Origin of the sequence: Rhodococcus sp. p52 (genome assembly GCF_000763325.2) — a bacterium.
Classification (GTDB): domain Bacteria; phylum Actinomycetota; class Actinomycetes; order Mycobacteriales; family Mycobacteriaceae; genus Rhodococcus; species Rhodococcus pyridinivorans.
In genome coordinates this window covers 1-23,853 of sequence record NZ_CP016822.1, presented here as the reverse complement: position 1 = coordinate 23,853, position 23,853 = coordinate 1, and the positions used below count along the sequence as shown (strand labels likewise).

The window sequence follows — 23,853 nt, the reverse complement described above, 5'->3', positions numbered from 1 at the left end:
GGGAGGCCGACGACCAGAACCGAAGGCACTCCGCTGTCGTCCTGATCCGGTCACCACACCGACAAACCGTGACGCTCACGCTCCCAACACACGCAGCTCCGCTGCTCGGACAGGACCATCGAGGTCCTGTCCGGCCTTCGACCGAACTCCGTTCGCTCGAACAATCTTCACACACCTCATGCACTAAAGGTGCGACGTGGCATAATCGGCGCCGTGATGACCGTCCATAAGCTCAATGCTGGGGACGGCTATGTCTATCTCACCAAGCATGTTGCCAAGGGCGACGCCACCGAGTCCCGCAAGTCCGGTGCGGTCGACTACTACGTCGCCAAGGGAACCCCGCCGGGGGTGTGGTGCGGGAAACTGGTGGAGAAGGTCGGTGTCGAGGTCGGCACCGAAGTCACCGAATCGGCGATGCGGTCGGTGTTCGGTGCGGCTCGTACTCCGACTGCTTTGGATACCAAGCCCGGACCCGGAGCCTCAGCCAAGGACCATCTGAACTGGTCACAGAGCACCGCCCTCGGACGGGCGTTTTCGTGGTTTCAGAACAGTCAGGAATACGTCCACGACGTCGAGGAACTGTGCACTGCCTACAAGGCCAAGCACGGCGATTACCCGACCACCGAGGCGAAGAAGGAAATTCAGTTCGCCACCGCCCGCAAGCACCTGAGCCGCGAAAGCGGTGAGCAGGCCGGGCTGCTCAGCGACGAGAGTGTGTGGAAGTTCATCACCGAGCAGTACAACAAGGCACGTCAGCCGGTGGCCGGCTATGACCTGGTGTTCACCCCGATGAAGTCCATCTCGTTGCTGTGGGGCCTGGGCGACGATCAGGTCAAGACCGCGGTCGAAGAAGCACACAAGCAGGCCGTGGACGAAGCATTGGAGTGGATCGAAGATCACGTGATCTACACCCGCCGCGGCAAAGGCGGGGAGCGCAAGGTCAAGGCCGAAGGGCTGTTGATCGCCCGGTTCGATCACTTCGACAATCGCGCTGCGGACCCGAACCTGCACACCCACAGCGCCGTGCTCAATCGTGTCTATGCCGAAGGCCGATGGACCACCATCGACGGGTCCATTCTCTACAAGGCGAACGTGTCGGCGTCGGAGAAGTACAACACTCGGGTGGCCGATCTCGTGGCCCGCAAGCTCGGTGTCACCTTCGCTCCGAGGCCGGATACGCCGGTCGGCAAGCAACCGGTCTACGAGGTCGAAGGCATCCCGTTGTCGCTCATCGAGGAGTTCTCCCGCCGCGCCGCGATCGAGGCACGCCAGGAAGAGCTGGCCCGCGACTACAAGACCCGCTACGGCAAGAACCCGCCGAAGAAGGTGCAGTACGCCCAGGCGCAACAGGCCACCTTGGACACCCGCAACGCGAAGAATCCCCCACGCTCCCTGGCCGAATTGCGGGCCGAATGGCGCGAGCGCGCCGAGGCGATTCTCGCCGGGAACAATCCCGCCGAGCTGGTCGAATCCGTCCGCGGGGAACGGGACCGCCGACCGGAGTTGACTCCCGGGCAGGTGCCGGCGCTCGTCGACGAGGTCGTCGACACGCTCTCGCACAAGGTCGGTTCGTGGACGGTGTTCTCGGTGACCGCCGAGATCGAAAGGCGCCTGCGAGAGTTCAGTTTCGCCGACGACGAGCAGCTACGCGCGCTCCACGATGATGCACTCGAACTCGCACTGCGCGACTACTGCCTGCCCATCGACATCGAGGAATACCACCTGCCCGAGCGGATCAGCGACCGCGTCGAACGGGGACGTCGACGTAGTCTGCTGGTCGATCGCGCGCAGATGCGCTACACCGCGCAAGCGGTTCTCGACGCCGAGGACTTCATGCGTCAACAGGCCGAGATGGACGACGAGCACATCGTGGACGACCGGATCATTCGCCGCAAGATCCGCGCCGTCGAGGAGGCGAACGGCCACGAGCTCGGTGCCGATCAGCTCGCGATGATCACCCACTTCCTCACCGTCGGAAAACGGGTCGCGGTGGCGGTAGGTGCGGCCGGTGCCGGCAAGACCACCGCCGCGACGGTGATCGCCCGCGCCTGGGAAGCGGTCAACGGAAACGTCATCGCTCTGGGGCCGTCGGCCCGTGCCGCCGAAGTGCTCGGTGAGGAAATTTCGGTGCAGGGACGCACCATTGCCGACGTGCTCACCCGCCACCGCGTCGGCATCGCAACCGGCATCGGCAAGGGTGATCTGTTGCTGGTGGACGAGGCGGGCATGGCATCGGCCCGCGATCTGGCCGACCTGACCCGCATCGCCACCGAGTCCGGTGCGGTGGTGCGGTTGTTGGGTGATCCGCAGCAGCTCGCTTCCGTCGAAGCCGGTGGCGTTTTGCGTGATCTGGCCGATCGCACCAACGCCCCGTTCCTGCGCAAGGTCCACCGTTTCGCCACCGTCGGTGAGGCCGAGGCGAGCCTGCGCTTGCGCACGGGCGATGTGACGGTGCTCGAGTGGTACGAGCAGAACGATCGCATCCGGCAGGGCATGGCGCACGAGCTGGCCGATGCAGTGTTCGACGCCTATGTCGCCGACGTCGAGGCCGGTCAGGTCGCGTTGATGGTCGCTCCGACCAACGATCTGGTGCGCGAGCTCAACGAGAAGGCCGCCGCCTACTACCGCACAGGCGGCACCGTCACCGGACCCGGCATCGTCCTGGCCGACGGTCTCGAAGCAGCCGTGGGGGACGTGGTGGTCACCCGGAAGAACAATTCGAAGTACGTCGTCGAGGACTCCGACGGCAACACCTCGGGCCGGGTGAAGAACGGCGATCTGTGGACCGTGGCTGCCATCGGCGACGACGGATCGCTGCGGCTGCGCAACAACATCAGCGGCGGCCAGGTCACCGTCGCCGCCGACTACATCACCGACAACGTGCAACTCGGATATGCGACCACCGTGCACCGCTCGCAGGGCATGACGGTGGGAAGCTGCCATGTGCTCGCCGGGGCAAACATGGATCGCCAGTCGCTGTACGTCGCGCTCACCCGCGGCAAGCACGACAATATCGTCTACGCTGCCAACGACGAGCTGCCCGACTGGGACTTCGAACATCGCCCCGACGAGCATCCCGGCGCGATCGGTCTGCTCGCGAAGATCATCGCCCGCGACGGTTCCCAGCGCACCGTGCACCAGATGATCGAGGACGAACAACGCAAGGCCGCATCCTGGTCGACGATCGTCGATATCTACATGCTGGCCGTCGGGGAGCTGTACGAGGACTACACCGAACAGCTCCTGGGCCGGATTCTCACCGACGAGCAGTTCGGCTGGGTGCACAGCCTCGGCGGGTGGGATCAGATCGTCACCTACGTCGCCCAATCGGAAACCTTCGGCTGGGACACCGAGACTCTGCTGCGCGAGGCCGCCGCCGTGATGAGCTCCGAAGGCAGAGCCGGCCGGATCGACACCGAGACCAACTCCCCCGGCCAGGTCATCGCCCGCGCCCTGAAGAACCGCATCGACAACTCCGACGGAGCGCAACTGCCACGCCGCCGCACCGACGCGGTAGCCGCCTACCGCGTGCCAGCACTGACCGACGCCGCGGCCGCAACCGATCCCATCCTCGCCGCCTACGCCCGCTCGTGCGAGCAGCAGATGCACGCGTTCATCGACTCCTACACCACCACCGCCCTCGAACAGAACGCGCCGTGGATCACCACCATCGGCCAGCGGGGAACCGACCCCCGGCGAGTGCGGCTGTGGGAGGCCACGGTGCGGGAAATCGCGGTCTCGCGGGTGCTCGCCGACGCCCCCGCCGACGAGACCGATCCGATGGCGCACATCCGGCAGGCACGCCAGGGTGCGGTCGAGACGAACATCGAGCGGTTGCGCCGACCCGAGAACACCCGCGGCGAGGTGGCCGGACCCTACGCCCGCTACAGCGACGCCGAGCTGGCGTCCGCGCAAGGTGTCAGCCGGGGACGGCTCACCGAAGATGCGATGCTGCTGTCGCTGGCCCGCGACGAACTCGAGCGGGCACGAGGGGAGATGTCCGCCCTCTCGGGCGTGGAGCGGTCCCTCGCACAGGTCGAAATCGACGAACGCAACATCGCGGTGGTGCGTGCTGCCCGCACCCGACTCGATGCCCTGACCCGGTCCCCGCACGTGACCGAACACCAGATCGCCGCTGCCCGCGCCGCTGTGACCGCCGCCGAACAGGCAGCGCCGCCCGAGCGACGCTGGGCGGTGATCGAACGCGGTGCACAGCACTACCGCGCCGCCGAAGCCGCCAAGGCCCGCGCCCGCGCCACCGACGATCAGACCATCGGGCGGATCACCGACCGCATCACCCGACTCGAAGAATCGATCACCGCCGAACGCACCATCCTCGGCCAGATCGACGCCGAACTCGCCCGACGCAAGGCCGGCGGACCCGACTTCACCACCGGCATGTCGACGCGACGGACACGCACCGATTCGGGGGCGAACGTCCAGTTCGGTCTCGACCCCCTCGACCACGACACCGGACCGGAACGGGACCTGTAGGCCCGGACGCGGCGACCCCCGCCCCCGATGGCACAAGGAGAAGGACTATGGCGGACAACGACCAGAAGCGGCGGTTCCTGCGCAATCGGGGACGAGCAGCTCACCCCACCGAGGCGGCGAGTGCACCGAACTCGCCCGACGGGCCCTCGGCCGGTGCCCAGGCGAGACCGCAACCCCGACCGGCCAGGGCGCAAGCCAGCCAGGACGTGACCGACCTCGTCGGCTTTCTTCGCCAAGTCGACGGCCGCCGCGCTCAGGGGCATCCGGCCCCGGCACCGAAGAACCGAACCGAGGTTCTCGGCGCATTCCGGGGACAGCCCGCCGAGCAGACCACGGTCCAGATTCTGGCAGCAGCAGCAACAGCCCGGCATGTGGGCGCGCAGGCGCAGATCACCCGCAAATGGGAGCAGCTCGCGCAGGAGAATGCGGCACGACTGAACGCACTGCGAGCACAGCAGTACCGGCAAGAGCAGCAGCGATATGTGCAGGTGCAGATGCCCCCGGACGAGATCGCCCGCCGCCTCGCCGAGCGGCAGGCCACCGACCGGGACGCCGACAACCGCGTCTTCGACGCCGCCGCCGCCGTCGCATTGACCTACGTCGCCGCCCGAAGTGTGCCGTCGTTCGACAAGCTCGCCGAACTGTCCGAACAGCACCTTGCAGTGGCCGAACCCACCGAGAAAGTCCCGGCAGCGGTGACCGAACCCCTCGCCCCCACCACCGACGAACACACCGCCGACTCCGACACCGTAGAGATGAACGTCGACAAGTCCGAGACCAACCCGGACGCGTCCAGCGACCGTGCCCCGCAGCCCGACCCGGCCGACGCAGTCGAAGAAGATAACGAAGCGGATGTGTCCGACCAGCTCGAACGGATCGCAGAGACGGCACCGACGAGCAGTGGTGACCTGGGCAAGATCGGAGCTGCCCTCGAGTCCGCCGGCCGGGGTCTGGCCGCCGCAGTCGGCCCGGTCAACGGTGACGACGAGGTCGCTCCTCCCCTGTCACCCGTCAACCTGAACCAGCTCAGTCAGGAACTACTCGATGCGGTCGGTGCTGCGATGAGCAGTCATCCCCGGTCGGTGACCGAGATGCTCAACATCGAACGCACGCCCGACCACACCAACGAGGCCGCGTTCGTCCCTGATACCGGCGTCGAACACAGTCACGAAGCAACGCTCGGGTACTGACCGAAGACAGCACTGTGGGGACCACCGGACGGTGGCCCCCACAGGTGTCTTTCGATCAGCTGGAGTAGGTGTACAGCACGCAGATCGTGGCAGCGAGGACGAACACGCCGGTGCCCAGAGCACACAGCGCCATTGCGAGGGCCGTCAGCCAGTATTGGGCGGCTTTTTCCTTGAAGCCGCTGAACCACATCACCCCAGCAAGGCCGAAGACGGACACCAGTACCGCGCCCACCGCTACCACGGTGGCCCACCGCCCGTATCCCACGGCTTGCGCCACCAGGTCGGTGGTGTCGCCGGCCGGGACGTAATCCCACAGGACCACCAGGTCCCGGTCGAGATAGAACCAGCCGGCCACCACGATGAACACCAGGGTCGGGGCCGCGTACCGGACCCACCACCACCGGCTGCGAGGTGCGTAGCGGGACAGTGCATCGAATGCTCTGCCCTGCACGTGAAGGGCGGACACTCGAGGATCACGCTCGCGTAGTTCCTCGACCGCGGCCGCAGCCTGATAGAACGCCAGCTCCCGTTGATCGTCGCTCAACGACACTTCCCACTCGTCGAGCCATCGCTGCTGTTCGTCACGGATCATCTGACGCCACTGGTCACCGGCCGGTGTCAGATCCGGCTTGGGCAAAGTCAGTTTCATGCCATTTCTTCCCATGTCTCGTCCCGGACCGTCCCGGCCCAGGGTCGTCGTGTCGTCGCTCGGATCACTGCTGTCTCTTAGCTGTGCTCGCTGACGATCTGCGTCTCCCGTTGTTCGGCTCGGGAGCTCGAACCATCCACGAACCGGCCTGTTCGTCTACGAACCATCGACGCGATCGCGTCGAGCACCAGGGTCGCCACCAGCGGAGCAACGATTACGCTGACGAACACCGTCGGGGGACGGTGCGGAATATCAGGGTCTGACTTAGGTCCGGAATCATGGACACGCCTCCCAGTCCGATCAGCCCGCACACGATCGAAAGAGTCGTCGGGGCGAGGTGTCGATCACGTATGTAGTGTTCGCCGACGGTTTCCTGACACCGGACTACGTGCAGGGCGACGACCCCGAGCTTCACCAGCAGGACGGTCGGTGCGAGCAGCAGGACTGCCCCGAGCATGAAACCGATGACGGGGTGCGCCGATGGTCCGGGCGGCGGGAGGACAGGGTCGATGGACACGAGGGCGGGCGCGACGCTTTGGAGGATCAATCGCTGTCTCCTAGTTGTATTGGTCGAGGATTTTGTCAAGAACGTTGGACGGAACCAGGTCGGCAGGCAGGGCAGGCCAGCCCATGAAGCTGCGGTCGGCTTTGGCGTTGGCCATCGGTCCGGTGTCGCCGTCGAGGATGACCTTCAGATGCGGTTCGAGGTGCTGAATCCACCAGGCGGACATCGCGGACATCGAATCCGAGGCGCGGGCTTCCTCCCATGCCTGGTGTAGCGCGGTCAGTCGGGCCACGACCTCCGGGTACGCCCACCACCTCGCATCCCAGGACAGGCCGCCGTCGTTGTCGCTGATCCGCCGGCGGATCACCGGCAGGAAGAAACCGTTCACCCAGGCGATGACATTCGCGTACTTCGGCTCTTTCTTCTCCTGCGGTTCCGGAGTGGAGCCGACTGCTGCGGCCTGTTCCGGGGTCCACTCGTCGGCGGTGCCGTCTCCGGACTCGTTGCCGGTGTCCCAGCGATCGTCGGTCGTGCGGGGCAGATTCACCATGCTCATTCCTTCGACATGAACTCGGACGTAAACAGGGCAGTGGTGCGGGAGGACTCCACGACAGGCGCGTCCACGACGCGTGGTTGCTGCGGACCCTCACTGCCTAGGCGATCGGACTCCCCCACCGGCAGCGCTTTCTGTTGGGCAGGGCCGAGCTGCTTGCTGTCCTTCGTCGACTGACGGATCGCCTCGGCGAACAGCGAGTTCCCCCAGAACGCCTTGCGGACCAGGATCGGGGTGGAGCCACCGATCGTCACCAGCGCCCGGGTTTTCGGCAGCGCCCGCAAGTCCCGCTTTTCAAAGATGGTTTCCTTCTGCCAGTTGTTCGACACACTCGCCTGACCGCTGGAGAAGAAGCCGGTGGGGCGGCTGCGAGATTCGGTGTCGACGTAGTGGGTGCCCACGGCATCGACCAGACCGGACAGGAAGGCGTCGTCTTCGACGTTGCCGCCGTACCAGACGACACTGCACGCATCGACCATGGACTTGAAGGCTTCGCGGCCCCAGACCTTCTCACCCTGAGAGGGGGACTGGAAGAAGGTGATGAGGATGATGCCGCGGCCACCGAAGTGCGAGTACCAGCGCGGCAGGTCCTCGATCTTGCAGATATTGGCAACTTCGTCGAGCACCGCAGTGAGCGGGATCGGCATCCGTTCCGATTCCTGCTGCTCGGAGTATTCCTCGGCGCAGGTGAGGATTTGCCCGACCAGGGCACTCGAGATCGCCGAGGACGAGCCGGGGCCGTCCTTGGACAGCGCATACATCGTGTCGGTGCGGCGGGCGAACTCGGCGGAGATGAACTCCGGTAGGTCGTGGACGTGCTCTCCGTCTGTGATGGTGACCCGGCCGGACTGGTCGGTGCCGATGACGACCCGGCGGTTCGGCAGGACTGCTTCGGCGTAGCGAGGCTCGTCCAACGGGGACAAGAAGCGCCGGGCCATGTCGTAGAAGCCGTCACGCTGCTTGGCGTTGACAGACTGCTTACCGCGCATCGTGCGGGCCAGCTCCGGGTAGCCGTACTGCTCGAGCACGGCCGGGGGATCTGTGACTGGGTGTTGGTCAGCCACTCGACCACATGCCGGATGTCCCCGCCGGCCAGGGCAGCGGCGAGCAGGTAGGAGGCGAACAGATCGCGGGCGTTGCCGTCGAAGTAGGCATCGACCCGGGCACCGGCATCGGTAGCAGCGGAGATGAAGTAGCCGCATACCGCCGCAGCAGAAGGCAGGTCGGTGACGGTGCGCAGCGGGTTGAACCAGAAGCTCGCACGTTCTTGTCGGTTGCCGGTAGACACGCCTTGCAGGTCGAATACCCATACCCGTCCTGTTTCGCGGCGGATGCCGACGGTGTGCGAGTACACATCGCCGCGGTTCGAGGCCACCAGCGCCGCCCCGGGAGCGTGACAGATCGCCGGGATAGCGAACGAGGCGGATTTACCCATGCGGGCGCCGGCGAAGGCGATCGCCACGAATTCCCAGGTCATGCGCAGGGTACGATCCCCGACCACGGTGTGTCCGAGGGGGATGCCGAGGTAGCCGGGATGAGTCTGCGAGATGGCGGGGGCGAGCCGGTCGGTGGAGGCGGCGAGGTACTTCGGGTCGGCCTCGTCGACTTCTCGCGGATCGACCATCGTGCGGGCGAGGCGGTCGATGCGCTGTTCGAACTGCTTGCCCTTGACGGTCTCGAGCACCCCGAACCGGCGCAGCGCCCACCACCCGGCCCCGGCGAGAGCAGCGAGCAGGACCAGCTCGACGCCGAGGACGAGCGTCGCGCCCGCCGGCCAGCTCGTCGAGCCGAACCCCAGAGCGAAGAACAAGCCGATCGGATTCCAGGTGGGGTCTGCTCCCCCACCGGTGTTGTAGGCGATCGTCGGCAGATACGCCGCCACCAGCAGGGCCGGGAACGCCTTGAGGAACACTTCGTCGGCGGCCGAGGAGCTGCGCGGTCGCTCGCGTCTCGTTTGTGCCATCGTTTGTGTGTCCCCTTCTACTGCTGGAATCGGTAGTCGGTCAGTCGCCAGCCGCCGTCGGTGCGGACGATGGTGGTGCGCCACAGCTGCGGGGTCAGGCGGGTGCTGCGCCCGCTGGCGTGCAGCACCGACTGGGTGCAGATCACGTCGATGACCACGGTGCGCATCCCGGCCGGGGCCTCCGGGGTGGTATCCGAATGGGCGCAGACCGCCGTCACGGCGTCTTTCGCCGCCGCCCACTGCTGCCAATCGGCATCCGGACGGACGTCGGCACGGCTGCCGGATTCGGCGACGGCGAGCAGGTCCCCGCCGAGATACGGCGTGGCCCGGATCAGGGCGTCGGTCTTGCTCTCGTCGATCGCGGGCTGCCAGGACAGGATCATCTGCATCGCGGTGATCGCAGTGTCGTCGGCGTCGATCTGCTGGGGGAGAGCGGCTCGATCACCTGATGGTCGTCGCTGCCCTCATGGACGTGCTGCTCACCTGCGGGGTCGCTGCTGCCGCAGCCCGCCACGGCGACGGCGGCCGCGGTGCACACCGCCGCAATAGTTCCTCGCGCAATCCTCACCGCAGGTCCTTTCATGAGTTGCTCATCGCCCGGTACTGCGGTTCGGCGGCGATGATCTTGTCGGCATAGGGGCGGGTCTGGACCACGTAGTCGGTGTGCCCGGTGGGGAACCCGCCGGAGTTCAGGACGGCGCCTTCGCCGGCGTTGTAGCCGGCCAGATACAGCTCGGTACGCCCATTCGGTGCGGAGACCGTGCCATCGTCGATCCAGCCGTCGATGGTGTCGGCGATAGTGCACATGTAGTGACCTTGGGCCATGACGGCATCGCCGATGCTGTTCACATCGACCCGCCCGTCCCCGTCATAGTCGCGGCCGTAGCTGGCCCAGGTGCCGGGCATGAACTGGGCCGGTCCCATCGCCCCGGTCACCGACACCGGAGCGGTGTCCCCGTGGCGGAAGCCGTTCTCGGCGGCGAGCTGAGCGGCGAGCAGCGAGGGTGTGATCTGCGGGCAGATCGACCCGGCCCGCTCGATCCACGGAACGAACTCCGGTGGCACGGTGCCGTCGGCGAGCCGGTCGCCGATACCCTCACCGGAGATGAGGCAGTCGGCGGCCGCGGCGGTGGCGTTGCCGCTGCCACCGGGCAGCGTTCCCCACGACACCAACGTCTCGTCGGTGCCCTGTCCCCGGACGGACACGTGCACGTGGTCGTAGTGGTTCTCGGTCTCGCTGCCGCGGTCTTCCATCAGACTCGGGGCACCGCCGACGGGGTAGTAGGTCTGCCGCCAGATCACGTACTCGACATTGAAGAACTCCGCATTGGCCAGCACGTAATCGGTGATCTCGTCCCCGAGAGCCACCCCGTCACCGGAGCGATAGTTCGCGATCATCAGATCCACAGCCCGACCTTCGGTGTGATCGCTGGCGTAGCCGCCGTCGGCGCGCCACCCCCCGATGCTCGCGATCCGGTCCCCGAACTTCAGGTGGGCAGCGCGAGCGAGTTTCTTCGCATCGACCTGCAGGCCCTGCTCGGAACCGGCCGACGGCGGCAACGGTTGCGCCAAGTTCCCCTCCGGCGGGGCGGACGGCACCGCGGTGGGTGGCCCGGCCGGGGTCTGTCCCGGTGCGGGAGCGGAGTCGTAGTAGGGCAACGGGTCCACCGCTGCGGTGCCCCAGCCGCCGGGCCAGACTTCCCAGTGCAGATGCGGGCCTGTCGATTCCCCGCGATTGCCCACGGTGGCGATCTGCTGACCGGCGCGGACCTGCTCGCCGACGGCGACGGTGTAGGTGTCGATGTGCCCGTACACGGTGGACACGAGCTGACCGTCGATCACATGGTCGAGCACCACCCACTGCCCGAACCCGCTGGCGGGGCCGGCACCCCGCACCACCCCGTCGGCCGAGGCGTAGATCGGGGTGCCGATGGCCCCGGCCAGGTCGATGCCCTGATGCTCGGTGCCCCAACGCGGGCCGAATCCGGAGGTGAAGGTGACGGTGGAGGGATCGACCGGCTTGATGAACGAACCCGTCGGTGCGAGCCGATCCCCCGATCCGAGACCGGTGCCGGGTCCGAGGCAGCTCGTGCCGTTCTCGCGATCTTCCTCGTCCGCAATTCCCATCACCAGGACGAGGAGCAGGAAGAACGGAATCAGTGTGAGCGCCAGGATCAGCGCGATCAGGCCGGTACCCCCCTTGCCGTTCACCGCAGGCTCAGATCCTCGGCTGCGATGCCGTGCTTGCGTGCCAGCGCCCGGTTCAGCTCCTGTGCCAGTGCCAGTTCCGCTTCCAACGCGGCGACTTCCTGCGGGGTGCGGCGAGGGCGCCGGCCGGAGCGGTTGACCCAGCCCCGCACCGTCGTCTCGGCCACATCCAGCTGCGTAGCGGCGGCTCGCGTAGCGGCGGTGAAGCTGACCCCGGCCTTCATGCGCCCCAGGACCGTCTCGATCGCGGCCTCACGAGTGAGGTCATCGACCAGGGTGTACCGGCGGCGGCCGCGACGCTCCCGCCGGCTCACGCTGCACGCCCCGTGGCTCGGTCCTCGTCGGCGGCCCGCAGACGGGCATCGGTGTCGTGAATCCCGGAATCCTTTTCTGCCTGGGGCACCCACACCTTGAACGGGGTGCCCGGTGTTGCGCCTTCACCGAGCTTGAGCAGGAAATGTCCGACACCGGCGGCGGTGCGCTTACTGCCCGCCGAGACGGTGCCATCGCCGTCTCCGGTGACCTTGCGGCGTGCTTGGCGCAGTGCCTTCTTCTCCTCCACCGAGGAGGTGCTGTCGTTGGCCCAGCCGGTCACCATCGCCCGCTCAGCGCGGGAGAACTTCATGAACCGGCCGAGCCGGTCGAGTTCGGCCTCGGGGACCGGGCCGACGATCCGGGCGCGGGAGCGTTCGATCATGCCCAGCGCCCCGACCTTCTCGAAGTCGGCGAGCGAGTGCGTGACCATCGTCATCGCCACGCCCATCGACCGCTGCAACCGCTGCACCGCATCCAACCGGGCCACCGCCGAGCTGCCGGTCTGGATCACCTGCCAGACCTCGTCCAAGATGATGTGCGCCGCCAGAGCCTTGGCACCGGGCACCTTGTTGTCGGCCAGGATGTGCGCCGCCTCCACCGCCGCGAACGCTTCGTTCCACCCGGCCAGCAGCACCGCAGCGCGCATCAACTCATCGCCGGGCGGCACCGAGGACATGTCCAGGTCCACCATCGGTTTGGTGATGTCGATCCGAACGGTGCTGTGCCGGTTGAAGGTCTCCCCGAACCGGCCTTTGACCAGCGCGCGCAGCGAGCGCAGCAGCGGCTTGATCTGACCGCGGTATTCGTCGTCGGTGTCGGCCACCGCGTCGTCCATCAGTTCCTCGGGACCGGTCGAGATCAGCGTCAGCAGGTCCTCGAGGCGGGCTGCATGGTCGTTGTCGAACCGTGAGCCCGGGGCGTAGAGCAACCGGATCGCCGAGGCGAGCAGGGTTTCCTCGAAGTCCTTCAGCGGGCCACGGCGGACGATCTCGAGCAGGGCACAGATCATGTTGAGCTGGCGAGCGTGCAGCGCGAACTCGGCCTTTTCCCGTTCGAGCGAACCTGCGGGCAACTGCTCGATCGCATCGCCGATCGGGCCGCGATCGAGGGGGTTGATCGCGCCGGTGCCGTAGCCGACCTCGCTGACCTGCCCGCCGACCTGCTCGGTGAGCACCCGCAGGTCCGGCTTGACGTCACCGGGCACGAGCACCAATGTGCCGCGGGCGATGTCGCCGAGGGCGATCCGGCGCAGCAGCGTCGACTTGCCGAATCCGTTGAGGGCGCAGATGAAGCAGGACGGGGCGGTGATCGCCTTCATCTTCCAGGCGTAGAGCGGATCGAAGCCGACGGCCGCGCCGGTGGTCAGATGCCGCCCCAGCGGGGTGCCCAGCAGCGGGGCCTTCGCGCCGACGATCCACGGGTAGATCCCGGCGACCTGGACCGAGGTGCCCCGGTATTCGACCGGCGGCATCACCGTGGACATCCGGCCCCCACCGACCCCGTCGAATCCGCGATCGTCGAGATCGGCGAGCGGGCGGTCGAAGCCGTCGGAATTGATCCGGGTCAACCGCTCGACCGTCGCCCGGCGGCTGTACTGGCGGGTGACCAGGCTTTTCTTCCATGCCTTCGTGATGCCGGTCGCCGAGGCCGCTTGCTCCTCGAGAGCGGACAACTCGTCGTCCGACAGCAGGGTCTTGGCGATCTTCTCGGCTTGCGCGATCCGGGTCGAGGTCGTGGCTTTACCCATGACAGCGTCCTCCTCCTAGTTGCTCAGGAACGACGGGATAGTGGTGTGGTCGGGCGCGATGACTCCCACGCCGAGGGAGGCCGCGAACGCTGCGGCCTGCCAGCACCACGAGCGGCGGATCGTCAGCCGGCTCTGGCGCGAGAGGTCCTCGACCAGGGCGTCGATCTTCGGCACATCGGAGCTGCCGGCCGGTTCGGTCACGGTCACCAGCACGCCGAAGCGCACCATCCCGGCGCCACGGGCCTGTTCCATGCGGGCCTGGGCCGTGGCCGCCAGCTCGATCTGCGACTTCGCCGAACCGATCGATCCGTTCTTGAGCGACCCACCGTGCGCTTCGGCCATCGCGTTGCGGTAGTCGCTATCAGCGATGTCGGTGGCTTCCCCGGCCGAATGCGGGCGGTAGATCACCGAGACCCGCTTGAGCGGCACCGCCTCGTTCGGGGCCAACAGGCGCTGCAGCACCCGTTCGGTCACCGCGCCTTTGGGGGCTTCACGCATCTCCCAGGTCACCGACACCGCACCGTCGTGGACGTATTTGCCGCCATCGGCGCTTTCCAGGGCGCTGCGGGGACCGCAGTCCTCCCAGGTCAACCCGGTGCCCTCGCCGGAGTACACGCCGGCTTCGACATCGACGAGCGAGGCCGGGTCGTAGGAGCGGCGCACGAACGCCATGATGTCGTCGGCATCCATCGGTGAGCAGGGCACACCGGAGCGGGCCGCGGCCGCCGTGAGGGCGGGCAGACGCCGGCCGAGTTCGACAGCCTGCTCGGAGGGATCCTGTTTGCGTTCGGTGGTCTTGGCTTCGAAGGTGATCGCGATCCTTGCTGCGAGGCGGATACCGCCGGAGGTCAAGCCGGTGGCGAGCTGGTAGGCCGCATCGCGGGCCAGCTGCGGGGCGTCGGCGCGGGTGTTCTGGTGCACCGTCTCGTACAGCTCGATGCCGGTCTCGGGCAGCGTCTCGACGGTGGTGACCACCGCGAGGATGTCCGAGGTCTCCCCCGCCCCGGACAGGAACTGTGCCCAGTTGCCGACATAGTGGTCGATCACGTCCTGGTCGACGGCCTCGGCGCCTTGGGGATAGGCGTCGAAAACGACGGTGTAGGCGCTCTTGCTGGGCATGTGGATCATACCGAAGGTGCGCCCGTCGGAGTCGATGCCTTCGTAGAGCTCGGTCTCGCCGAGCACGCCGGGTAGCCGGTAGGCCCGCCCGGGAACGCGGGAGAACGTGCCCGAGGCGTAGGCGTGCTCACCGCGGCGGCGGCCGCGCCAGAACTGGAATCGCATCAGTGCCCTTTCGTAGCCGGAGCGGCCGTCACGGGAGATGACCAAGGGGAATGAAGCAGACGATCACCGGGATGGCCAGCAGCAATGCGACCGTCATGCCGAGGAACAGGCCCGCGATGATGACGACGGCGGCGGCGGCGATCCCTGCGATCGAGGTGCCGAAGGTGGCTCCGAGCAGGCCGGTGCTGCGGGGTCGGCGCCAGTTGCCGTAGGTGTTGAATGTCGGCTCGTTGCTCACTGTTCGAAGCCCCCTCGGTTGAACTGGTGGCCGGCCCCCGTCGCCACAGGCGCATCGGAGCCGGTGTTAGCGGACCCGCCCGCGCCGGAACCGCCGGAACCACTCGAAGCAGTGCTGCCGGGAGTGCCCGCGCCGTTGCCTTGGGGAGCCATGCCGCTGCCCTGCGGAGTTCCTTGCTGATTGCCTTCGGGGTTGCCACCTGCCGTACCCCACCCAGCGGGTGCGCCGGTGGGCTGTGCGCCCGCACCGCCGCCGGGTGGCTCGTCGTCACCCTTCGTCTTCGACGCAGCGAATCCCGCTCCGGATGCCGCGCCGCTGGCACCTCCGGTGGCGACCATCCCGGCGGCTTTCGCGCCCCACCGAGCAGACCGACCAAACCTGCGGCAGCAGCGAGGCCGCTGCCGCCGCCTCCGAGTGCGCCGATGTTCGGGACGATCAGGCGCATCAGGGCGGGCAGCACCAGCGCCGCGGCACACAAGGTGATGACCCCGGACAGGGCCATGAACCCGTCGCCGTTCTCGGGGTCGGTAATGGTCGGGGTGGCTTCGAGGAACAGGATCGCCGAGACCCCGATCACGAACGCCCCGACCGGTTTGACCAGCAGGAATGCGATCGTCCAGGCCAGCATTTTCTCGTATGCCTGGCTGCCGACCTTGGTGCCTCCGGCTGCGCCGGCGATCGGCAGCGCCGCTGCCATGAGTACGAGGATGCCGGTGCGCAGCAGCATCAAGAACGCCATCATCAACCCGCCGAGCATGCCGATGATGCCGATCAGGAACAGCAGGCCCACACCGGCCGGACCCGCATACAACTGGATCGTCACCATCGCTTCGGCCAGGCGCGACGGATCGGAGCCGACCGCACTGTCCATGAACCAGGCCGAAATCCGGTCCGACAGTTCGGTGCCGAGCACGATCAGCGTCGAGGCGCCCCCGGCGAGCACCGCCGCACGGGCCATCTGCTTGAGGCCCTCTTCCGAGGTGTCGCGGATCGCGCCGGATCGGGCCAGTGCCAGTCGGCCCCGAGCAGGATCAGCGACAACGACAGGGCCGCGACCTGGATGTAGAAGGTGTAGTCGTTGACCGTCGCTACCGTGGCCTGGAAGGTGTCCCCGTCCATCTCGGTACCGGTGATCCACCATCCGAGCGCGAACTTCAGCACCGCGACACCCGCGTTGCCGATCCACAGCGCCGTCTTCTCGACCGCACCCGCCGCCGCATCATTGATGCTGTCCGTGAGCGCCCCTGTGCCGGCGTCGACGACGTTGCCCGCTGCACCCAGGCAGTCGGGGATATCTACGTCGAGGATCATCTCGCCCAAAGCGCCGACGACGTTCCCTGCGTGTTGGCGCAGCTCAAGCCCCAACGCCGGTTTCGAGCCAGTCGAATCCCGCGTCCTCGGTCTGTTCCTCGACCTCGGTGCTGCCGTCGTGTCCTGGAGCCACACCTGCCGCGCCGATGCCGACAACCGCGACGGTGCAGAGCACGGCGAGCAGGCAACGCCTGAGCGCACGCTGCGGGTTACCACCACTGCTGCCACCCCTCGGACGACAGGCTCGAACTCGGTGCCAAAAGCGGTCGAGTCCAGCTGGAGCACCCATCCGGTGCCCTCCGCCACACCACCGGGATCTTCGAGACCCTGATCTCAGTGGCCCCGTCGGCCGTTCGACAGTGGCACCGAACTTGACCAGAGTCAGATCGGGATGGAAGTTGACGTTGACCATCGACATCGCCGCAGTCGTGTGTTGTCGCAAGCCGGACTCCCGACAACTGTCCGGTCGGGTCCGACACGCGTCCCGCCTGCGTCACCATCTCGACCCGGTTGTCACCGGCAGCGACGTATCCGATGTAGTGGGCGGCAGCCAGCGCTGCTCCCTGGTGCGGGCGAAGCCGGGCCACACCGTTGTCGGTGAATCCGGTGGGCCGTCGGACGTCGAGAACGGCAGGTCCATGTTCCCGTGGATGCGCTGGAGCATCACCCCACTCGGGGCCTGCTCTGCCGGACGGTTGCCGCTGGCGACAGTGTCGGACAGGATCACCCCTGGGGTCAAGCGGCAGATAGATGACGCGGTTGAATGCGTCGAAGACGGGTTCCGGCATGAACTTGAGGTCGTCGAGCTGGCGGTGGCGCCGGTATCAGTGCTCGGATCGAGGGAGACCAACGGTTCGTCGTCGCTTCGGAAGGCCATGACATGCTGATCACGAGACCCACGACGATGATGACGGCCACCGGCCAGCCGATGGTCAGTTTCGTGGCCGGATGCTCGTGCGTTCTCGGTATCGGCGCGGGAGGAAGTGGTCGTCTCTCCGTAGGGCTGGTTGTGTCGGGTTCGGTCACTTGCGGGTCTCCTCGAGGTTGACCAGCTCCGACGGCACTTCGTCGAGAGCGGTGATGGGGCAGCGGCGGTCTCGCTGGCAGGTTCAGTCGCCAGTCGTCGTCGATCCACACCACCTGGGTGATCGAGGATGCGAGCGAGTCATCGGAGAAGCGCTGCACGACACCGACGGTGGGCAGCTTGTCGCTGTAGACGTCGATGGTGTAGCCGACGATGGTCGGCACCATCTCGGGGTCGGTTCCCGAAATCTCCACCAGCCCCGGTGGGCGGCGTACAGGTCGCGGCCGTCGCCGGGTGCGGCGACACCGGCCAGGACCTGAGGCCAGGTGCGATCGGAGGCGGTGGACAGCTGCACCGACTGGGTGATCGCCGCCAGCGCCGCTCCCTGTGGGGTGTGGCTGAATCCGGCGAAGGGTTCCCATTCACCATTGCTGGGGCCGTCGGTGGTGCCGATCGGCACCTCGATCCCGCCGAGCGTGATCCACCGGCTGATCTGCGGCGGATCGGTGATCGACAGCTCGGACCCGGGGGTGTGCGTTCCTGCGCAGCTGGTGGCAACCAGCGCCACCGCGACCACCGTTGCTCGCGCCCACCGACGCATCATCGTTCGTTCTCCTCGTTGCCGGATTGCTGTTGCTGTTGTCTCTGTTCGAGCTGGTCGATGACCGTCGGGGAATGACGCTTCCGATCTGCTGGGGCTTGGGGCCCCTGGGCCGTGGCCAGCAGGATCGTGGCGATGGTCGCAGCCACGCCCCCGGCGAGGATCGCCCCGATGTTCGCTGCGACGAACTCTGCGGCGGTGGGGGATTCGATGCCGGCACCGTGCTTGTGGTCCCAGGCCAGGCGTCCGCCGACGAAGATCACTTTGGCCACGCACAGGATGAAGACGATCCCGGCCGCGTAACCGAGCAGCGTTTGGAAACCATCGACGACCTCGCCGGGAAGGCACGACCCCTTGGGCGGATACTGCATCGCTTGACCCCCGCCCTTATGCCGCAGAAGTGACGGCGCCGAGGATGGTTCGCCGAGATCGCCACGATCGCGCCGACGAGCGAGCCGACGAGCATCTTCGGCGAGTCCCCGAGCCGTGCTGCCACTTCTCCCAGGCGAACTTGCCGCCCGAGAAGATCAGGGCCGCAACGCAGGCGAGCGTGACGCCCCACAGCAGCCAGTTCAGCAGCTTGAGCAGGCCGTTCGCGCCCGGAGGCACTTCCGGGTTGATGTCGAAATTGACGGCACCCTGCGCGAGATACGCGGTATCTACAACCGTCTGGATCATGAATTGTCCTCCGTGCTACTGGCCCGACCACAAGGTCGGGAGACTCGATTGGATTGCTGTGACGATGCCGACCGGCAGCGATCACGTCCTCGGGAACGTCGATGACCGCTCCCTTGGTCTGGATGGGCACGCCGTCGAGGGCGCGCCAGGTGGGAAGGCTCGATCGGGCGGCCGAGGCCAGGAAGCGGTGCCAGCCGATCGACCAGTGCGCCTGGACCGCGCCGGTGACGATCGAACGCAGTTGGCGCACGTCCTTCGGCAGCGGACCGGCCGCGTTGGCCACGGTGACCAGGCCGAGCAGTTCGCAGGCCAGATCGCGGTTGCGGTGTTCGAGGATCAGATCGTGGGCGCTGGACAGGCCCTGGATGGTTTCGCGGCAGACGACCACGGCATAGGGCGATTCGATCTCTCGGGCATTCCGCACGGCCATTGACGCTGCGCGTCGTCGGCGAAGTCCCAGTACTGGGCCAGGGTGGAGACCCCGGATCCGCCGTGTGCGCCGAGCAGCCAGAGCGCCGGTCCGGGAGTCGGCACCGTGTACGGCTCGATACGAGCGTCGACACTGGTGCGTTCTCTGGCGGTCATGCCAGCTCCCCCGTCCCGACCCGATCAGCGGTGTCGTTGTCCTGGTGGCCGGCCTCGATGCGGCCGAAAGCGTCGAGCACATCGGTCCAGCATCGACTCGACCGACAGGCGGCGATGGTCGACGGTGCCGGGGCGCCAGGCTCGCATCGAAGGGCACTTCGACGAACCCGGCGACCAGCGGGGACAGTGCATCGCGGATCGGGGTCAGATCGACCACGCTCTGCGGGAGCTGGTGTGAGATCGCCACCACCGTGTGGGAGAGCACGTCGCGTCCGTAGGTGCGCACCAGCCAGTCGAGGGCGCCGCGCATCCGGGCCAGCGGTTCGGCACGGGGCGGCACCGCGACGACGATCGCAGCCCCGGCCTCGATCAACGGAGCCACACGGCGTGCGCGCAACGCCGTTCCGACATCGTGGATGCGGGCGAGGCTGGTCGGCGAGCAGGCTGTCCACCAGGGCCGAGTCGGTGGCTTCGCCGTGACCGACTACCACCGCCCCGGCACTACTGACAGCCATCCGCGAGCCGAGCTGGCGGACCGCCCGCGCAGAATCGATCGGTTCGACCCCGACACGGGCGAGCAGGTTCCCGCCGTCGGTGGTGCCGTCGATCGCCGCGACCTGCACATCGGCACCGCGCAGGGCAGTGGCCAGGCCGAAGCAGGTCGTGGTCGCGGCCGCTCCCCCGGATCCGGCCACCACGATGGCCGAGAGGTGTTCGGGCTGATCGATTTTCGGCTACGACGAAATGCAACAACGTTGTTCATCGGTTCTCCACGTTCGCGATCTTCACGCCGCCGTCGGCGGGCATGGTGGTGATCCACTGCTTGTGGATGCCTTCGTCTCCCACGGGCGGAACTTCAGCAGCACATCGACCGACCAGCGGTTGGGGTCCTCGGTCGGCAGCACGGTCACGCAGTGCTCAGTCCCGGCCGGAACAGCGTCGATGAAGCTCTGAATATCGTTGCCGGCAGGACCATCAGTTCTGCGACTGCCTTGCCGTCGCGCTGGACGTAGTAGGCGTGCTCGAACGCCTGGATCACCGCCGGACCGGATTCGCGTCCGCCGGGGCCGTTGCCGACGATCCGATCCGGCTCGGTGACCGGGGCGCACCACGCCGGGGCTGCCACCGCCTCGGTCGTGGTGGGGGTGGTCGAGGGCGAGGCCACCACCGAAGAGGACGGCAGCGGCGGCGCCTGTGGTTCGTCGGTGCTGCCGGTCATCGTGGTCACCACCGCAGCGGAGACCACTGCCAGCACAGCGACACCGCCGCCGACGAGCATCCAGGTGCGGGACCGATCGCCGTCCCGCTTCGCGGAGCAGCGGCAGCGGTGTCGGTGACCGGCACGGCGGGGGCCTCGGCCGACTCGGGGCCGGAGTCGGCCGGGGAGGACGGGCTCGGCCGATCGCGGACTTGAGTCCCCCACGGCTGCGCTGCGAGATCACCAGCGGTCCTCGCGGAATGTGGGCGCGCACCCAGTCCGGGGCGGTGGCATACGGGTCGTCGCCGGTGTCGTGGTCAGGGTGCGGGGCCGGTGCAGTGTCGGCGACGGGGGTCTCAGCAGTGCCGATCGGCTCCAAGTCGGTCTGGATGACCGCATCGTCGTCGGATTCCCAGGTGGTCTCGGCAGCGACCGGTTCGAGGTCCGAGGAGGCGAGCGCCGCGTCGGCGATCGTCTCGTCCGGGATCGGGAAGTGCACTGATCCGGTGTCGGTGTCTTCGGGAGTCGGTTGCGGCCCGTAGTGCTCGGTTACATCCGGGAAGAGTGTTCCTCGATTGTCGGTCGACAAAGTGTCCTCCGTCGTCGGGTGGTGGGGCGGGGCGTGCCCGCCCCCACCGAAAGCTGGTCGAGCAGGTCAGGCCGGCACGATGCCGTCGCCGATCGCGGTGGAGATCATCTCGGCGGCAGTGCCGGCCGAACCGCCGAAGAAGGTATCCAGTGCGTTGTCCACACCGGCGATCACGCCTTCACCACCGGCTGGACCTTGACCACTCACGGACCTGGGAATCGACCTGCGGGGCGGTCTGCACGACATTGCGGACGGCGTCGGCGGCGGCCTGTCCGACCGGGCCGGAGGACTGCCACTGCTCGACTGTGGAGTCGGCCTGCTCGGTGAGCACGTCCTCCCCTACGTCCGGCAGTTCCACCTCGATGGCTGACCTTCGTCGTCACCGGCACCGAAAGCGGTCCCGGCAGCCAAACCCACCAGCCCACCCGACGGCGCAGGGCACACCGGCCAGCGTCGCGCCGACAGCGGTACCGAGGGCGGTACCGGCGACACCGGTGGTGATCTGGGCAGCGGAGGCGGCAACGGAACCATGCCGGCCATCCCGGCACCGGCAAGGCCACCAATCGTTCCGCCGAGTGCGCCACCACCGACGCGCACGCCGTGCCGACCGCAGTCGCGCCGACGGCGGTTGCCGTGATCTGAGCGGTTGCTACCCGATCGGCGCGGCTGGCTTCGATACCGACCGACTTGTAGAACGTCGCCACATCCGACCGGATCAGACCGGCGGTGTTGTTGGTGCGCTCCCGGTCATCGTCGGTGACCCAGTTCGGCTGGTTGAAGTGGATGTCCCCGACCATGATCTTCTCGGGCGGAGCGATGTAGATCGGTTCCGGCTCGACCGCTGCGGGCACGCAGCTCCAGCGGGTGATCGGCGCGGAGTGGACTGCCGCTCGTAGCGGTTCGTGTCGTAGTTGTAGTCCGGCAGCGGCGCATACTCGCGTTGCTGCGTCGGCGGCGGGTCCAGTAGATCTGCTTGGCCGGAGGCTCGGGCGCTGGTAGTACCGCCCTGAGTGGACGGTGCCGGGGTGGTGACCCCACCCTGCGAGGGAAGTTCCACCGGATCGGCCGGCCAGGCCGGTGCCCGCTGCCACGATCGCGGCGGCGGTGGCGGGCACGACACTCGCCTTGGCGATGCGCGATGCCCTGCGATGCTTGCTCATACTCGCTTCTCTTTCTTCTGTGTCGAGGCGTGAATCAATTGAGTTCGGCGGCCGAGATGCCGCCCTGATCGAGCACCGTCGGTCCCGCGTCGACCACAGTCGTGGTGCTCACCGCCGGTTCCGAGGTGGTGGCGTCGCGTCGACGACGATGGTGACGTCGCAGGTCACGGGTGACCGACGTGGCGTGGAGATGGACGTCGAGGTCACCGAGGTGGACGTGGAGACGGCGGGGTCTGCCGCAGCCCGGATATCGGCTGCGGCGGCCGCGAGCCAGGACGCAGCGAACCGGGTCGGAGCCTGCCCGCTGGCCGTGGCCGGGACCGACCCGTAGGAGCCGGGTTCGGCGGCGACATTGCGCACCGTCGTCATCGCCACCAGGTCGAACGCATCCCGGTTGGCCTTGACCTCGTTCTGCACGATCTGGAAGGTCTGCCGCACCAGCCGCTGCGAGGTCGCCGGCGGACCAGCTCGGGCAGCACACTGACCGTCTTGGCCGCGAGCACAGCGAAGGCCGCGGCCGGATTGGCCAACCGGCCGCCGCGACCGCGCGATCGTCTCCGGGGTCAGCACCTTCTTGACGACCGTGACCGCCGCATTGATGCCGATCAACCCGACCTTCATCAACGCTGCCGTGACTTCCTGCCCCGTCGGCGGCGTCGCCCGAGGATCGGACGCCTCGGCCAGACGCTGCGAGATGGTCTTCTTCGGCTGGACCGAGATCGCCGACAGCGCATTCTTCGGCGCCTGAATGTCCTCGTTGACCACATCGACTGCGGTCTTGAACGCGTCGATGCCAGTGCCCGCCCGACCGTGGAGATCGCGACGAACGGATCCCCGCCGACCTCGACCTGACCGGCGACGTTGACCACCGCCCGCACGACCGGGGCGTTCGCCGGCGCATCACAGGCCAGATCCCCGCCCTGGCACCAGGACGACACCCGTCCCGACAGGCTGCCGTAGCTGCTGGTCAGATCGGCCACCGGCCCGATACCCCCCTTGGGGCGGTGAACGACACCGATGACAGCGCCTTGATCGCCTCTCCCCTGGTACCGGGAACCGACGGGGCGTCTGCGAGGTGCCGGGGAACAATCCCGATCCGGGGCTGCGGGTCGGCGCGCCGAAAGCGCCGGCGCGATCGAGCGGCCGGAACGGCCCCGGTGCCCTACCGACCGACCGCAGGAAGTTCGACGCGGCATGGGCGCCCTGGAGAAGCCGACCACGGCGAGTTTGGCCGAGGGGCACTGCGAGAGCACCTTCTGTGCCGCCAGGGACAGGTTCTCCTCCCCCGCGGTCACCGACTCGACATACGACTCGTGCCCCTGGCGTTAGGCCACCGAACGAACCGGGATACGGCACATACGCCCGGTCCACGCTCGCGCCCAGCTCACGGGCCTGATCGAGCAGACCCATGATGTTCGAGAGCATTCCGGTATCGACCTTCACCGGCGCATCGGGCGAGGTCTCGTGGTGCCCTGCATCCGAGCACGTACAGATCCGGGCAGTCCGAGACCAGCTCACCGAGCCAGCCGGGTTCATCGCCCGTGCTCGACTGGCATAGGCC

15 protein-coding genes and 6 pseudogenes are annotated in these 23,853 nt (G+C 67.5%); 4 read left to right on the top strand and 17 right to left on the bottom strand.

Annotated elements, in window-relative coordinates; genetic code table 11:
- Positions 1 to 216: 216 nt before the first annotated feature.
- Complete coding sequence (gene mobF, locus IM25_RS24785; RefSeq protein ID WP_033098635.1) at positions 217 to 4,494, top strand: MobF family relaxase; 4,278 nt, start codon at positions 217 to 219, stop codon at positions 4,492 to 4,494.
- Positions 4,495 to 4,541: 47 nt separating this feature from the next.
- A complete protein-coding gene (locus IM25_RS24780; protein ID WP_033098636.1) occupies positions 4,542 to 5,684 on the top strand; it encodes a hypothetical protein in 1,143 nt (380 codons plus the stop codon).
- Between the two features lie 55 nt (positions 5,685 to 5,739).
- Here IM25_RS24780 and IM25_RS24775 read toward each other — a convergent pair whose 3' ends face one another.
- From IM25_RS24775 to IM25_RS27260, 10 genes and pseudogenes are all read right to left on the bottom strand, one after another.
- Complete coding sequence (locus IM25_RS24775) at positions 5,740 to 6,333, bottom strand: hypothetical protein (RefSeq protein WP_033098637.1); 594 nt, start codon at positions 6,331 to 6,333, stop codon at positions 5,740 to 5,742.
- A gap of 557 nt (positions 6,334 to 6,890) precedes the next feature.
- Positions 6,891 to 7,388, bottom strand: coding sequence for a DUF4913 domain-containing protein (locus IM25_RS24765; RefSeq protein WP_033098639.1), 498 nt, complete (start codon positions 7,386 to 7,388; stop codon positions 6,891 to 6,893).
- Positions 7,389 to 7,390: 2 nt separating this feature from the next.
- Positions 7,391 to 8,455 (bottom strand): type IV secretory system conjugative DNA transfer family protein, encoded by a 1,065-nt coding sequence (locus IM25_RS27280; RefSeq protein WP_232333534.1) that lies wholly within the window; start codon positions 8,453 to 8,455, stop codon positions 7,391 to 7,393.
- 95 nt (positions 8,456 to 8,550) lie between these two features.
- Positions 8,551 to 8,826: pseudogene (locus IM25_RS27275) on the bottom strand (conjugal transfer protein TraD); the annotation flags it as partial.
- A gap of 545 nt (positions 8,827 to 9,371) precedes the next feature.
- Positions 9,372 to 9,922: pseudogene (locus IM25_RS24755) on the bottom strand (hypothetical protein).
- An 11-nt stretch (positions 9,923 to 9,933) separates the two neighbouring features.
- Entirely contained in the window at positions 9,934 to 11,565 is a 1,632-nt protein-coding gene (locus IM25_RS24750) for a M23 family metallopeptidase (protein ID WP_065996628.1), read from the bottom strand.
- Positions 11,562 to 11,876 (bottom strand): hypothetical protein, encoded by a 315-nt coding sequence (locus IM25_RS24745; RefSeq protein ID WP_065996606.1) that lies wholly within the window; start codon positions 11,874 to 11,876, stop codon positions 11,562 to 11,564. Before IM25_RS24745 ends, IM25_RS24750 begins: the two co-directional genes overlap by 4 nt.
- Positions 11,873 to 13,624 carry an ATP-binding protein gene (locus IM25_RS24740; RefSeq protein ID WP_065996605.1) on the bottom strand — a complete coding sequence of 584 codons (1,752 nt, stop codon included), beginning with the start codon at positions 13,622 to 13,624 and terminating at the stop codon, positions 11,873 to 11,875. Before IM25_RS24740 ends, IM25_RS24745 begins: the two co-directional genes overlap by 4 nt.
- 15 nt (positions 13,625 to 13,639) lie before the next feature.
- Positions 13,640 to 15,146: pseudogene (locus IM25_RS24735) on the bottom strand (SCO6880 family protein).
- A gap of 915 nt (positions 15,147 to 16,061) precedes the next feature.
- Positions 16,062 to 16,466 (bottom strand): hypothetical protein, encoded by a 405-nt coding sequence (locus tag IM25_RS27260; protein ID WP_232333531.1) that lies wholly within the window; start codon positions 16,464 to 16,466, stop codon positions 16,062 to 16,064.
- Between the two features lie 395 nt (positions 16,467 to 16,861).
- Here IM25_RS27260 and IM25_RS26580 point away from each other — a divergent pair, with 395 nt between their 5' ends.
- A complete protein-coding gene (locus IM25_RS26580; protein ID WP_198162607.1) occupies positions 16,862 to 17,344 on the top strand; it encodes a hypothetical protein in 483 nt (160 codons plus the stop codon).
- Between the two features lie 135 nt (positions 17,345 to 17,479).
- Here IM25_RS26580 and IM25_RS27705 read toward each other — a convergent pair.
- From IM25_RS27705 to IM25_RS24715, 3 genes and pseudogenes are all read right to left on the bottom strand, one after another.
- A pseudogene (locus IM25_RS27705) lies at positions 17,480 to 18,085 on the bottom strand (hypothetical protein).
- Entirely contained in the window at positions 18,082 to 18,453 is a 372-nt protein-coding gene (locus IM25_RS24720) for a hypothetical protein (RefSeq protein ID WP_065996626.1), read from the bottom strand. Before IM25_RS24720 ends, IM25_RS27705 begins: the two are co-directional and overlap by 4 nt.
- 16 nt (positions 18,454 to 18,469) lie before the next feature.
- A pseudogene (locus IM25_RS24715) lies at positions 18,470 to 18,760 on the bottom strand (hypothetical protein).
- A gap of 58 nt (positions 18,761 to 18,818) precedes the next feature.
- On the opposite strand from IM25_RS24715, the gene IM25_RS27700 reads away from it, so the two are divergent.
- A complete protein-coding gene (locus IM25_RS27700; protein ID WP_198162606.1) occupies positions 18,819 to 19,193 on the top strand; it encodes a hypothetical protein in 375 nt (124 codons plus the stop codon).
- Positions 19,194 to 19,341: 148 nt separating this feature from the next.
- Here IM25_RS27700 and IM25_RS27250 read toward each other — a convergent pair.
- From IM25_RS27250 to IM25_RS27235, 4 genes and pseudogenes are all read right to left on the bottom strand, one after another.
- Positions 19,342 to 20,108: pseudogene (locus tag IM25_RS27250) on the bottom strand (hypothetical protein).
- Positions 20,109 to 20,252: 144 nt separating this feature from the next.
- Positions 20,253 to 20,624, bottom strand: a complete 372-nt coding sequence (locus IM25_RS27245) for a hypothetical protein (protein ID WP_232333530.1) — start codon at positions 20,622 to 20,624, stop codon at positions 20,253 to 20,255.
- A gap of 686 nt (positions 20,625 to 21,310) precedes the next feature.
- Positions 21,311 to 21,490, bottom strand: a complete 180-nt coding sequence (locus IM25_RS27240; RefSeq protein WP_232333529.1) for a hypothetical protein — start codon at positions 21,488 to 21,490, stop codon at positions 21,311 to 21,313.
- 910 nt (positions 21,491 to 22,400) lie between these two features.
- Complete coding sequence (locus IM25_RS27235; protein WP_232333528.1) at positions 22,401 to 23,057, bottom strand: hypothetical protein; 657 nt, start codon at positions 23,055 to 23,057, stop codon at positions 22,401 to 22,403.
- Positions 23,058 to 23,853 lie beyond the last annotated feature (796 nt).